Origin of the sequence: Roseicyclus sp. (genome assembly GCF_018402035.1) — a bacterium.
In the GTDB taxonomy this organism is placed as follows: domain Bacteria; phylum Pseudomonadota; class Alphaproteobacteria; order Rhodobacterales; family Rhodobacteraceae; genus Roseicyclus.
The window spans coordinates 383,177-396,265 of record NZ_JAGYJN010000002.1 but is presented as its reverse complement, the minus strand read 5'-3'; the positions used below and the strand labels follow the sequence as shown (position 1 = coordinate 396,265).

Genomic DNA, 13,089 nt, shown 5'->3' with positions numbered 1-13,089 from the left:
TGCGGCACCAAACGAAACGGCCCGCCACAAGGGCGGGCCGCTCCATCGATGGTGCTTCGCCTTAGTTCGGGATATCGCCGGTGATGCCTTCAACGTAGAAGTTCATGCCCAACAGCGTGCCGTCATCGGCCACTTCGCCTGCGGCCAACCAAGGCGAGCCGTCTTGCTTGTTGATCGGGCCGGTGAAGGGGTGATAGCTGCCCGCCTTCAGCGCATCGATCATCACTTGCGCGCTGGCGCGGACTTCGGCGGGGATTGCATCGGTCAACTCGCCGATCACGACCATGCCTTCGGGCATACCTTCCCAGATGTCGGACTGGGCCCAGCTGCCGTCCATGGCTTCACCGACGCGGCGGATGTAGTAGGGTGTCCAGTTGTCGATGATCGAGGCAACGCGCGGGCGCGGTGCGAACTGGATCATATCCGATGCTTGACCAAAGGAGATGATGCCAGCTTCTTGCGCGACCGTCTGCGGCGCGGTGCTGTCGGTGTGCTGCATGATGACATCGGCACCGGCATCGACCAGCGCTTGGGCTGCGTCAGCTTCGATCGCAGGATCGAACCAAGTATAGGCCCAGACCACGCGGAACTCGACATCGGGGTTGACCGCGCGCGCATGCAAGAAGGCTGAGTTGATGCCTTGGATCACTTCCGGGATCGGATAGGACCCGATATAGCCGATGATGTTGCTTTCGGTCATTTGGCCCGCGATGTGACCCAAGACGGCGCGGCCTTCGTAAAAGCGGGCATTATAGGTCGAGACATTGGCATGTTCGCGCATGTAACCGGTGGCATGCTCGAAATAGACATCGGGAAAGCGACCCGCCACAGCATTGGTGGCTTCGCCATAGCCAAAGGAGGTGGTGAAGATCATGTCCGCACCGCCAAGGATCATCTGGGTGATCGACCGCTCGGCGTCGGCACCTTCGGGGACGCTTTCAAGATAGACCGTCTCGACAGCATCGCCGTAATGGGCCTCGACGGCCAGACGCGCTTGGTCATGTTCGTAGGTCCATCCATAGTCACCGGGCGTGCCGACATAGATAAAGCCGACCTTAAAGGGGTCTTGTGCCAGCGCGGGCAGCGCGAGGCCTACGGCAAGCGCCGCAGAGGTCAAAAGTTTTGGCAGCAGTTTCATTCAGTTATCCTCCAGTTTGGATAGGGTGAAGATGATGCGCGCTGGCGCGTGCGGGGGTGATCTGGGTCTGGCGTCTTTGGCATGTCGCGGCGCCCTCAGCCAGATGTGTGAAAGATACGGCCCAACATCGCGGGTGCGCTGAGCGCCGCGCGGCTTCGGTCCGATGAGATGATGACAAGCACGATGATCGTGATGAGGTAGGGCGAGGCATCCAAAAGCGCCACGGGAACCCCGACTTCGGCGGCTTGTAGGCGCAGTTGCAATGCGGCGATCCCGCCAAAGAGCCATGCGCCCAACAGCACGCGCCATGGCTTCCACGAGGCAAAGACAACAAGCGCCAGCGCGATCCAGCCTGCACCTGCGGTCATGCCCTCAAGCCAGTTTTGCACGCGCACCACCGACAAAAACGCCCCGCCCAAGCCCGCGCAGGCCCCGCCGAACAAGATCGCGGCGATGCGGATGCGCACCACCTTGTAGCCCAGCGCATGGGCGGCGTCATGGTTCTCGCCCACCGCGCGCAAGACCAGCCCGATGCGCGTGCGCGTCAGCACGACCCAGACCGCCGCGACCAGCATCAGCGCCACATAGACCAGCACGGAATGCGAAAACACGATGGGCCCCGCGACGGGTATGTCGCGCAGCGCCTCGGGGAAGGGGCGATAGACCGTGGGCAAAGGCAGCCCGCCATAGCCCACCCCGATCAGCGCCGCGAGGCCAAGACCAAAGAGCGTCAGCGCCAAGCCCGAGGCGACCTGATTGGCCATCAGAAGTTGGGTCAGAATGGCAAAAAGCATGGCCAGCGCTGCGCCACCGGCCATGCCAGCGGCAAAGCCCAAAGCCGCCGATCCGCTGTGATGGGCGACGACAAAGCCACAGACCGCGCCCATGATCATCATCCCCTCGACACCGAGGTTCAGAACGCCGGCCTTTTCCACGACCAACTCGCCGATGGCGGCCAAAAGCACGGGCGTGGCAACGGTGATCAAGGCCACCATCAGTGTGACGGGATCAACGATCATGCCGCCACCCTCCGTTTCAGTTTGACCCGGTAATTGGCCAGCACATCAAGCGCCAAGAGAAAGAACAAGAGCATGCCTTGAAAGGCTTGGATCGCGGGGGCGGGGATGCCGAGCATCAGCTGCGCCAACTCGCCGCCGATGAAGGTGAGCGCCAAAAGAAGCCCCGCCAGCAAGATGCCGATGGGGTTTAGACGGCCAAGGAAGGCCACGATAATCGCGGTAAAGCCGTAGCCCACGTTGAAATCGATCGAGATGCGGCCCGCGGGGCCCGAGACCTCGAACAAGCCCGCCATGCCCGCGAGCGCGCCCGAGACACCCATGCACAAGATCACCAGCCGCCCGGCATTGACGCCCCCAAAGCGCGCCGCGCGCGGGGCTTGGCCCGCAAGCCGGATCTGGTAGCCCAGCACATGGCGCGTCATGATCACATAGGCCGCGATCACCGCGACAAAGGCGGCCAGCACCCCCCAATGCATCCCCGTGCCCGCGATCAGTTCGGGGTTGTCGGTGCCCGCATGGCGCGCAAGGTTGCGTGAGCCGGGAAAGCCCGCCCCGTCGGGGTTGCGCAGCCAGCCCGTGGCGGCCGAGGCCAGCATCGCCTCGGCGACATAAACCAACAAAAGCGACACGAGGATTTCATTGGTGCGCGCATAAACCCGCAGCAGTGCCGGGATCATCGCCCAAAGCACACCGCCCAAAAGGCCAGCAAGCACCATGCCGGGAAAGATCAGCGGATGGGTCGAGGGCCAAAACGCAAGGCCGAACGCCGCGCCGCAAATTGCGCCGACGATATATTGCCCCTCGGCCCCGATGTTCCAGATGCCTGCCCGAAACCCAAGGCTGAGGCCAATGGCGATCAAGATCAGCGGCCCCGCCTTGACCAGCAATTGTGGCCGCGAATAGCCCGAGAACTGTTCAGAAAACAGCGGATCCCAAAAGATGATGCGGATCGCGCCAACCGGATCTTTGCCCAAAGCCGCGAACATGATCCCGCCTGCGATCATCGTGAGCACCACCGCCAAAAGCGGCGCGCCGATCACCCAGCCGCGCGCGGGCTGCGGGCGTTTTTCCAGCGCGATCATGCGACCACCTCGGCCATGTCATGCGCCCCGCCCAGCATCAGGCCGATCTCTTCCATGCTGAGCGCGCGTGCATCGCGCGCAGGCGAAAGACGCCCCTCGTTCAGCGCACAAAACCGGTCGGAAATCTCTAGCAATTCATCAAGGTCTTGGCTGATCACGATGACCGCAGCCCCGCCTTGGGCAAGATCCAAAAGTGCTTGCCTAATCGCGGCGGCGGCCGAGGCATCGACCCCCCAAGTGGGCTGGTTGACCACCAACACGGTCGGATCTTGGAGAATTTCGCGCCCAATCACGAATTTCTGTAAATTGCCGCCCGAAAGGGCGCGGGCCGCGACCTCGGTCCCCGGGGTGCGCACATCGAAGCGGGTGATAATCTCTTGGGCAAAGCGCCGCGCGCGGGCCCAATCGACAAAGCCGCTTTGATCCAGCCCGCGCCGGATACGCGCGGTCAGCACCGCGTTCTCGGTCAGGGTCATCTCGGGGGCGGCGGCATGGCCAAGCCGCTCTTCGGGGGCGCAAAGCACCCCCTTCTCGCGGCGCGCATTTGGGCCAAGCGCGCCGATGGGCAAGCCATTGAGCGTGATGGTCTCGGGTACCGCATTGATCTCGCCCGATAGGGCGGCAAGCAACTCATCCTGCCCATTGCCCGCAACACCGCCAATGCCCAAGACCTCGCCTGCGTGGACCAAAAAGCTGATATCTTGCAGGCTGGTTCCAAAGGGTGTGGTGGCGGGCAAGCTTAGCCCCTTGACGGCAAGCAAGACCGCGCCGGGCGTGTGGGTGTCGCGCGCCGGTTGGGCCAGCGATTTGCCCACCATCATCTCGGCCATATGGGCGGCTGACACCGCGCGCGGTGTACATTCCCCCACCTTGCGCCCCAGCCGCAAGATCGTGGCCGCATCGCATAGCGTGCGGATCTCTTCGAGCTTGTGACTGATGTACAAGATTGCCGTCCCCTCAGCTGCCAGCTTGCGCAGCGTTTGAAACAAGATCTCGACCTCTTGCGGGGTCAGGACGCTGGTGGGTTCATCCATGATCAGCAGTTTGGGATCTTGCAGCAAGCAGCGGATGATCTCGACCCGCTGACGCTCGCCCGCCGAGAGATCGCCCACCAGCCGAAAAGGATCAAGCGGCAAGCCATAGGCGTGCGAGACATCGCGGATACGCGCGGCCAGATCGCGGGGTTTGGGCGGGTCTTCCATGCCCAGCGCGATATTCTCGGCGACGCTGAGTGCCTCGAACAGGCTGAAATGCTGAAACACCATGGCGACACCGGCGGCCCGCGCAGCGCGTGGCTCGGCCGGTGCATAGGGCGCGCCTTTTAGGCGCATCGTGCCGTGATCGGGTTTGACCAAGCCATAGATCATCTTGACCAGCGTGGATTTGCCCGCGCCATTCTCGCCCAAAAGCGCATGCACCTCGCCCGGTTGGATGGAGAAGGACACATCGTCATTGGCCACAACGCCCGGATAGGCTTTGGAAAGCCCCGAAATCTCCAAGAGCGCGGTCACGTGTCGTTCACTTTCCCCCGGTGGATCGGTTCAACTGCCGATTCCTTGTGCATATGCTCTTTCAGTAGCCGCCGAGCGACCCCAACGGCAATGGCTTGCGGGGATCTGCCCAGGTCCGGCTCACCGATTGGGCAAAGAATGCGCGAAATTTCGGCATCTTGATGCCCCAGTGCCTTTAGTCGCGCCTGAAATCGCGCCCATTTCGTCTCGGAGCCGATCAGCCCGCAACTGGCAAAGCCGCGCAAAAGCGCGCCGTGACACAGGCTGAGATCAATCTCATGGCTATAGCTCAGGATCAGATGATGGGCCAATGGCGGCGCATGGGCCATCAAAAGCGCCATATCCGTGGCCACGACCGTCTCGACCGCTTTGGGAATATCGGTGGGAAAGCGCGCCGCACTGTCATCAATCCAAGTGATCGCCACTTGCGGCAGGGGCGCCATCACCGCCACCACGGCGCGCCCCACATGGCCCGCACCCCAAACCCACAGCGGTGCGCCGGGGCTTTGGTTCAGTGTCTCGGCCACCTCAAAGCGCAAGCTGACCGCGCCGCCGCAACATTGGCCCAAGGCAGGGCCAAGCGGCAGGCGGTGTTCGGCCTGATCTTGCCCCTCGGCCAGCATGGCGCGCGCGATGCGCATCGCCTCCCATTCCAGCGCGCCGCCGCCGATGGTGCCTTCGATCCCATCGGCCGCAACCAGCATCGCCGCCCCCACCTCGCGCGGGGCCGAGCCTTGCACGGCGAAGACGGTGACGCGGATCGCACTCATGCCCCGCGCGCCCTGTCGATGGCTGCAAGCACCGCCTCGGCGGTCGCGGGCGCCTGCAGATCGGGGTAATGCGGCCCGCACGCTGCACAGGCATCTGACAGCGCCATCAAGACGCTGATCCCCAGCATAAAGGGCGGCTCGCCCACCGCCTTGGAGCGATAGACCGTCTCGGCCCGGTTGGGCTCATCCCAAAGCGCCACGTTGAACACCGGCGGCCTGTCCGAACAAGCGGGGATCTTGTAGGTCGCGGGCGCATGGGTTCTGAGCCGCCCCTGATCATCCCAGACCAGCTCTTCGGTGGTCAGCCAGCCCGCACCTTGCACAAAGCCCCCCTCGACCTGCCCGATATCGAGCGCGGGGTTCAGGCTGGCGCCTGCATCATGCAAGATATCGGTCCGCAAGATGCGGTTTTCGCCTGTAGCCGTGTCGATCACCACCTCTGTGCAGGCCGCGCCATAGGCGAAGTAGAAAAACGGCTGCCCTTGGCCCGCGATCCTGTCCCAAGCGATGTCGGGTGTCTTGTAGAACCCCGTGGCCGATAGGCTGACGCGGGCGGCATAGGCCTTTGCCACCGCGGTGGCAAAGGGCATCTCGCCCCCGCCCGCGCGCAACATGCCATCGGCAAAGACGATCTCGCTCGGTGCCGCCTGTAGATGCGGGGCCGCGACCTCTGCCATGCGGTCGCGGATCGCGTCACAGGCCGCCTGCACCGCCATGCCGTTCAGATCGGTGCCAGAACTGGCCGCCGTGGCAGAAGTATTGGGCACCTTGCCCGTATCGGTCGCTGTGATCTTGATCTTGTCCATACCGACGCCAAAGCGGCTTGCCGCCACCTGCGCTACTTTCTGGAACAGGCCTTGGCCCATCTCGGTGCCGCCATGGTTGATTTGGATCGATCCATCTTGATAGACATGCACCAGCGCGCCCGCTTGGTTGAGATGGGTCAGCGTGAAAGAAATCCCGAACTTCACCGGGCTGAGCGCGATACCGCGCCTCATCATCGGGCTTTGCGCGTTCCATGCTGCGATGGCCTCGCGGCGTCCGGCATAATCGCAAGACTGCGCCAAGCGTTCGGTCAGGCCATGCAAGATGAAATCACGCACCTCCATGCCATAGGGTGTGACCCCCGAGCGGGGGGTGGCTTCGGCCATCTTTGCTTCATAAATACTCCCGCCGGAGGCCTCGGTCCGTGCCACGCGCGCCTCTGGATAGTAATTGAGGCGCCGGATTTCCAAGGGGTCGCGGCCCAGATGATGGGCGATATGATCCATCACCCGCTCGATCCCCACCATGCCTTGTGGCCCGCCAAAGCCGCGAAAGGCCGTGGCGCTTTGATGATTGGTCCGCAACCTGTGCGAGGTGATGCGCGCGGCGGGCAGGTCATAGGCATTATCGGCATGCAGCATGGCGCGATCGGCGACCGGCAGCGAAAGATCCATCGACCAGCCACAGCGCAAGGCATGGATGAAATCCAGCCCCAAGACACGCCCGGTCTGATCGATACCGACCTTGTAGGCGATCACGATATCATGGCGCTTGCCGGTGATCAGGAAATCATCATCGCGGTCATAGCGCATCTTGGCAGGCCGGCCCGTGCGCGCGGCGGCAACGGCGCAAGCAATGGCCAGCGCATTGCCTTGGCTTTCCTTGCCGCCAAAGCCGCCGCCCATGCGACGCACCTCGACGCGGACGGCATGCATGGGCAGGCCCAGCGCGTCGGCGACCTTGTGCTGGATCTCGGTCGGATGCTGGGTCGAGGCATGGATCACCATGTCGCCATTGTCTTGCGGCAAGGCGAGGGCAGCTTGGCCCTCCAGGTAGAAATGCTCTTGCCCGCCAAGGCTGATCTGGCCCGTGATCACATGGGTGGCGGTCGCCAAGGCGGCGTCCACATCGCCCTTGGCGTAGATGCGCGGCCCATCTTCGAACCTTGCATTTGCGGCCAGCGCCTCCTCGACGCCGAGGATCGGCGTCTCTTCGGCAAGATCAAGGCGCGCCAGTTTCGCGGCCTTGCGCGCGGCCAGATGGCTGTGTGCGATGACCAAGAAAAGCGGCTGGCCTGCGTAATGGACCGTGCCATCCGACAAAAGCGGCTCATCATGGGCGGCGGGCGCGCAATCGGGGATCGTGTCGAAGTCTTGCCCTGTCAGTACGGCGACCACGCCCGGTGCTGACCGGACAGCCGAAAGGTCCATCGCCGTGATCGTGCCGCGCGCGATGGGCGATAGGCCAAAGGCCAGATGCAGGCAATCGGCGGGCGTTGGGATATCATCAACATAGCGCGCGCGCCCTGTCACATGCAGGCGGGCCGCATCATGCGGCAGGCTGTCATGCGCGCTCATGAGCGCACCTCCAGCACATTGACAAGCTCGCCCCTGCTTTCGTGGAAATAGCGCATCAGCATGGCCTGCGCGCAGCGGAGCCTGTAGCTGGCCGAGGCGCGCATATCTGAGAGCGGCGTGAAATCGGTGGCAAAGGTGCTTTGTGCTGCGATCACCGTCACCTCGGTCCATGGTTGGCCGATCAGCGCAGTCTCGACCGCAAGGGCGCGTTTGGCAGTGCCTGCCATGCCGCCAAAGGCGATGCGCGCGGACGTCACCATGCCATCGTCAATCGTCAGGTTGAACGCGCCGCAGACCGCCGAGATATCTTGATCGAAGCGTTTGGACAGTTTGTAGCAGCGCAGGTGATCGGGCTGGACGGGAAGCGAGACCGCCGCGACAAACTCGCCTTTCTGGCGGTCTTGGCGACCATAGGCGAGAAAGAAATCTTCAAGCGCGATGTCCCGGCGCTCATCCCCCCGGCGCAGATGCAGCTTTGCCCCCAGCGCGATCAGCGCGGGCGGGCTGTCGCCGATGGGCGAGCCATTGGCGATATTGCCCCCGATGGTGGCGGCATTGCGCACTTGGGCCGAGCCGTAGCGGCGGATGAGTTCGGCAAAGCTAGGGTGGCGATCAGCAAAGAAGGTGCCGAGATCGGCGATGCTGGTCATCGCGCCGATGTGGATTGTCTCGTCATCCGCAACAATCCCGCGCAAATCGGCGCATTTGTTGAGGAAGGCGACAGGCCCAAGATCGCGCAAGCCCTTGGTCACCCAAAGCCCCACATCGGTTGCGCCCGCGATCAGCGTGGCCTCGGGGTTGTCGAGATACCATGCGGCCAGTTCATCGGAGGATGTCGGACAGGTGGGGGGCTGTCTGCCCCCGTCGCCATTGTCGCTCGGACCAATGGCGCTCCAATGGCGACCCCCCGAGGATATTTGTGAAACAGAGAAGGAGGCGGAAGGGAGCCCTTTCGCATCGCTACGCATCCAGTCGGGGACAGGGGCCGTGGTTGCGGCCTCGGCTGCGCGGATGATCGGGGCGTAACCTGTGCAGCGACATAGGTTCCCGGCCAATTGATCGTCATGGTCGCGCCGCCCGTTCAGATGTGCCACCGCCATCGAGACCACGAAGCCCGGTGTGCAAAAGCCGCATTGCGACCCGTGATGTTCGACCATCGCCTGTTGGACCGGGTGCAGCGTGCCATCGGGGCCAGCGATCCCTTCGACCGTGCGCAGGGCGCGGCCATCGAGTTGCGGCAAAAACAAGATACAGGCGTTGAGCGCGCGCGCTGTCCCGTCGGGGTCGGTCACCATCACCGTGCAGGCACCGCAATCGCCTTCGTTACAGCCTTCCTTGGTGCCGGTCAGCCGCCGTTGCTCGCGCAGCCAATCAAGCAGCGTCGCGGTCGGGGGTGCATCGACCTCCACAGGTTCCCCGTTCAGAAGAAACCGGATCGTCATGAAATCAGCCTGCCGCGATACCCGTGAACGGGGAGGTCGTCCGGCGCTCGATGCGGCGTAGAGCGCGGCCCCAAAGTTGTACGACCAGCGCCTAGAAAAGCGGGGTTGGGCCGATATTGCAAGCTTTCGCTTGCGCTGGGCTTCTTGTCGTATCGGATGCGCCCGATTTCTGTGCAGGCCGCGATGTTGCGGTTCCATCGCGCGCGGGGCTGGGGTAGCGTGCGGCCATGGCCGATCCAAAATTCATTCACCTGCGTTTGCACACGGAATATTCGCTGCTCGAAGGGGCGATGCGGGTGAAAAAGCTGCCCGGCATGGTGGCTGATGCGGGCATGCCCGCCGTCGCCGTGACCGATAGCAACAATATGTTTTGCGCCTTGGAGTTTTCGGAAACCGCCGCCAAGGCAGGGGTGCAGCCCATCATCGGTTGCCAGATCGATGTCGATTACGACCCGGTCCGCCCTGGCGAGCGGCCCGTGCCGCCCGCGGCACTTGTGCTTTTGGCGCAAGATAGGCTCGGCTATGAGAATTTGATGAAGCTGAACTCGGCGCTTTATCTGCGCGGGGATGGCAGCGCGCCGCATGTCACGCTTGACGAATTGGCCGCACATGGGGCCGGGCTGATTTGCCTGACGGGCGGGCCCGATGGCCCCTTGGGGCGCTTGCTGCGCACTGGCAATCACGCCAAGGCCGAGGCGCTTTTGACGCGGCTGGCCGCGATCTATCCCGACAGGTTGTATATCGAATTGCAGCGCCATCCGGGCGAGGGCGGCCTGCCCGAGGCCGAGCATGCGACCGAGCGGCCGAGTATCGAGCTGGCCTATGCGCGCGATCTGCCGCTGGTGGCGACCAATGATGTCTATTTCCCCAAAGCCGATATGTTTCAGGCCCATGATGCGATGATCTGCATCGCGCAAGGTGCCTATGTCGATCAATCCGAGCCGCGCCGCCGCCTGAGCCCGCAGCATTATTTCAAATCGCCCGAAGAGATGGCGACATTGTTCGCCGATCTGCCCGAGGCGCTGGAAAACACGGTCGAGATTGCACGGCGCTGCGCCTATCGCGCGCGCACCCACCCCCCGATCTTGCCGCGTTTTGCCGAGGATGAGGTGGAGGAGTTGCGCCGTCAGGCCCGCGCGGGACTGGCCGCGCGTCTGGCCGTCATCCCCCATGCCGCCCCGGTCGTGGAGTACGAGGCGCGCCTTGATTTCGAGCTGGGCATTATCGAGGGGATGGGGTTCCCCGGTTATTTCCTGATCGTGGCCGATTTTATCAAATGGGCCAAGGATGCGGGTATTCCCGTGGGTCCGGGGCGCGGGTCGGGGGCGGGCAGCCTTGTGGCTTATGCTTTGACGATCACCGACCTTGACCCTTTGCGCTATTCGCTTCTGTTCGAGCGCTTTCTCAACCCCGAACGGGTGTCGATGCCCGATTTCGACATCGATTTTTGCATGGACCGCCGCGAAGAGGTGATCCGCTACGTCCAAGAGAAATACGGCCGCGACCGGGTGGGCCAGATCATCACCTTTGGCGCGCTTTTGTCCAAGGCCGCCGTGCGCGATGTGGGCCGCGTGCTGCAAATGCCCTTTGGGCAGGTCGACCGGCTGTCGAAAATGATCCCCGTCGAAGGGGTCAAGCCCGTCTCGATCACGCAGGCCGTGGCGCAGGAAGAACGCATCCGCGAAGAAATGCGCGAAACCGAGCAAGACCGCCGCGAGGGGCGCACCAACCCGGTAAAGCGCCTGTTCGACTATGCCGAAAAGGTCGAGGGGCTTTTGCGCAACGCCTCGACCCATGCGGCGGGTGTGGTGATCGCCGACCGACCGCTTGACGCGCTGGTGCCGATCTACCGCGATCCGCGCTCGGATATGCCAGCCACGCAGTTCAACATGAAATGGGTGGAACCCGCCGGTCTGGTCAAATTCGACTTTCTCGGCCTCAAGACGCTGACCGTGGTGCAAAACGCCATCGCCTTGATCCATGCCAGCGGGCGGCAACTGCATGAGGGGGCGGACGGCACAAGGCTTTACGACCCCGCGCCGGGGGCCGAGAACCAGATCAACGCCATCCCGCTCGATGATCCCAAGACTTATGCGCTCTATGCCTCTGCCAAGACGGTCGCGGTGTTTCAGGTGGAAAGCTCGGGCATGATGGACGCGCTCAGGCGCATGAAGCCCACCTGTATCGAGGATATCGTGGCGCTGGTGGCGCTTTACCGCCCCGGCCCGATGGAAAACATCCCCGCCTATTGCGAGGTCAAGAACGGGCTGCGGCCGCTGGAATCGATCCACCCTTCGATCGACCACATCTTGCAAGAGACCCAAGGCATCATCGTTTACCAAGAACAGGTGATGGAGATCGCGCAGGTCATGGCGGGCTATTCGCTGGGCGGCGCCGACCTTTTGCGCCGGGCCATGGGCAAGAAGATCGCCGAGGAGATGGCCAAGGAACGCCCCAAATTCATCGAAGGGGCGACAGCCAATGGCGTGAGCCAGCAAAAAGCGGGCGAGGTGTTCGACCTGCTCGAGAAATTCGCCAATTACGGCTTCAATAAATCGCACGCTGCGGCCTATGCGGTGGTCAGCTATCAAACCGCATGGCTCAAGGCCAATCACCCGGTCGAATTCATGGCAGCCGTCATGAATTGCGACATCCACCTGACCGAGAAGCTCGCCATTTACCGCCAAGAGGTGGCAAGGATGGGCATCGAGGTTGTGCCGCCTTGCGTCAATCGTGCGGCCGCGAGCTTTGCGGTTGCCGAGGGTAAGATTCTTTATGCGCTGGGCGCGCTCAAGAATGTGGGCGTCGATGCGATGCGCTTGATCGTCGCGGCGCGGGGAGACAAACCCTTCCGCTCGCTCTTCGATCTTGCCCGCCGGGTCGATCTGAAGCGGGTGGGCAAACGCCCGCTTGAGATGTTGGCGCGCGCCGGTGCCTTTGATGCGCTTGATCGCAACCGCGCAAGGGTCTTTGCGGGGCTCGATGCGCTGGTGGCCTATTCGGCCGCGATCCATGATGCGGCGGCTTCGAACCAAGTCTCGCTTTTCGGGGCGGCGGGCGATGACCTGCCCGAGCCGCGCCTGCCCGATACCGAGGATTGGCTACCCGCCGCGCGGCTAGCCGCCGAGCATGCGGCGGTGGGTTTTTACCTCTCGGGTCATCCGTTGGATGATTACCTGCCCGCGCTCGCGCGCAAGGGCGTGCTGACCCTGACTGATGTGATGGCCAAGGTGCAGGGCGGTGCCTTTGTCGCGCGCATGGCGGGGGCGGTGTCTTCGCGCCAAGAGCGGAAATCGCAAAAGGGCAACCGCTTTGCCTTTGTCGCGCTGTCCGATCCGACGGGGCTTTACGAGGTGACGATGTTCTCCGATGTGCTCGATGCTGCGCGGCCCCATCTTGAGACGGGGATGAATATCTTGCTGCAGGTCGAGGCGACCTTTGAGGCCGATCAACTCAAGCTGCTCTGCCGGGGCGTGCAGCCACTTGATGCGGCCGTGGCCAGTGCCACCACCGGCCTGCGTGTCTTTGTCGATGGTGCGGCCGGGATCGCCTCGGTGCAATCGCTGCTTGCGCGCATGGCCAGTGACGCGGCACGCGCTGTGCGGGGGCCGATCCATCTCTGCCTCATGGCCCCCGATCTGCCCGGCGAGGTCGAGCTTGTCTTGGGCGATGATTTCCCCGTCTCGCCCCAGATCAAAGGCGCGCTGCGCGCGATGGAGGGGGTGGTGACGGTCGAAGAGGTCTAATCCCCCTTTTCAACCGCGCGCGCCGCGCCTAGCCTCGCG

General features: G+C 63.3%; 8 protein-coding genes. 1 reads left to right on the top strand and 7 read right to left on the bottom strand.

Features of this window, described 5'->3' with window-relative positions:
* Nucleotides 1–61: 61 nt before the first annotated feature.
* The 7 genes from KG698_RS06070 to xdhA form a co-directional block, all read right to left on the bottom strand.
* Nucleotides 62–1,138: a BMP family ABC transporter substrate-binding protein gene (locus tag KG698_RS06070; RefSeq protein WP_213684649.1), complete on the bottom strand. Its 1,077-nt coding sequence runs from the start codon at nucleotides 1,136–1,138 to the stop codon at nucleotides 62–64.
* A gap of 95 nt (nucleotides 1,139–1,233) precedes the next feature.
* Entirely contained in the window at nucleotides 1,234–2,157 is a 924-nt protein-coding gene (locus KG698_RS06065) for an ABC transporter permease (RefSeq protein ID WP_213684648.1), read from the bottom strand.
* Complete coding sequence (locus KG698_RS06060; RefSeq protein ID WP_213684647.1) at nucleotides 2,154–3,239, bottom strand: ABC transporter permease; 1,086 nt, start codon at nucleotides 3,237–3,239, stop codon at nucleotides 2,154–2,156. The genes KG698_RS06065 and KG698_RS06060 overlap by 4 nt, the downstream gene beginning before the upstream one ends.
* Entirely contained in the window at nucleotides 3,236–4,750 is a 1,515-nt protein-coding gene (locus KG698_RS06055; protein WP_213684646.1) for an ATP-binding cassette domain-containing protein, read from the bottom strand. Before KG698_RS06055 ends, KG698_RS06060 begins: the two co-directional genes overlap by 4 nt.
* Entirely contained in the window at nucleotides 4,747–5,520 is a 774-nt protein-coding gene (gene xdhC / locus KG698_RS06050; protein WP_213684645.1) for a xanthine dehydrogenase accessory protein XdhC, read from the bottom strand. Before xdhC ends, KG698_RS06055 begins: the two co-directional genes overlap by 4 nt.
* Nucleotides 5,517–7,862, bottom strand: coding sequence for a xanthine dehydrogenase molybdopterin binding subunit (gene xdhB, locus KG698_RS06045; RefSeq protein WP_213684644.1), 2,346 nt, complete (start codon nucleotides 7,860–7,862; stop codon nucleotides 5,517–5,519). The genes xdhC and xdhB overlap by 4 nt, the downstream gene beginning before the upstream one ends.
* Nucleotides 7,859–9,304 (bottom strand): xanthine dehydrogenase small subunit, encoded by a 1,446-nt coding sequence (xdhA, locus tag KG698_RS06040; protein ID WP_213684643.1) that lies wholly within the window; start codon nucleotides 9,302–9,304, stop codon nucleotides 7,859–7,861. The genes xdhB and xdhA overlap by 4 nt, the downstream gene beginning before the upstream one ends.
* Nucleotides 9,305–9,531: 227 nt before the next feature.
* Here xdhA and dnaE point away from each other — a divergent pair, with 227 nt between their 5' ends.
* On the top strand, nucleotides 9,532–13,050 hold the full coding sequence (dnaE, locus tag KG698_RS06035; protein ID WP_213684642.1) for a DNA polymerase III subunit alpha: 3,519 nt from the start codon (nucleotides 9,532–9,534) through the stop codon (nucleotides 13,048–13,050).
* The last annotated feature ends 39 nt before the right edge of the window (nucleotides 13,051–13,089 follow it).

Bases quoted from the DNA above. Each gene is read 5' to 3' on its own strand.
- KG698_RS06070 (WP_213684649.1), bottom strand. From the start codon at position 1,138: ATGAAACTGCTGCCAAAACTTTTGACCTCTGCGGCGCTTGCCGTAGGC.
- KG698_RS06065 (WP_213684648.1), bottom strand. From the start codon at position 2,157: ATGATCGTTGATCCCGTCACACTGATGGTGGCCTTGATCACCGTTGCC.
- KG698_RS06060 (WP_213684647.1), bottom strand. From the start codon at position 3,239: ATGATCGCGCTGGAAAAACGCCCGCAGCCCGCGCGCGGCTGGGTGATC.
- xdhC (WP_213684645.1), bottom strand. From the start codon at position 5,520: ATGAGTGCGATCCGCGTCACCGTCTTCGCCGTGCAAGGCTCGGCCCCG.
- xdhB (WP_213684644.1), bottom strand. From the start codon at position 7,862: ATGAGCGCGCATGACAGCCTGCCGCATGATGCGGCCCGCCTGCATGTG.
- xdhA (WP_213684643.1), bottom strand. From the start codon at position 9,304: ATGACGATCCGGTTTCTTCTGAACGGGGAACCTGTGGAGGTCGATGCA.
- dnaE (WP_213684642.1), top strand. From the start codon at position 9,532: ATGGCCGATCCAAAATTCATTCACCTGCGTTTGCACACGGAATATTCG.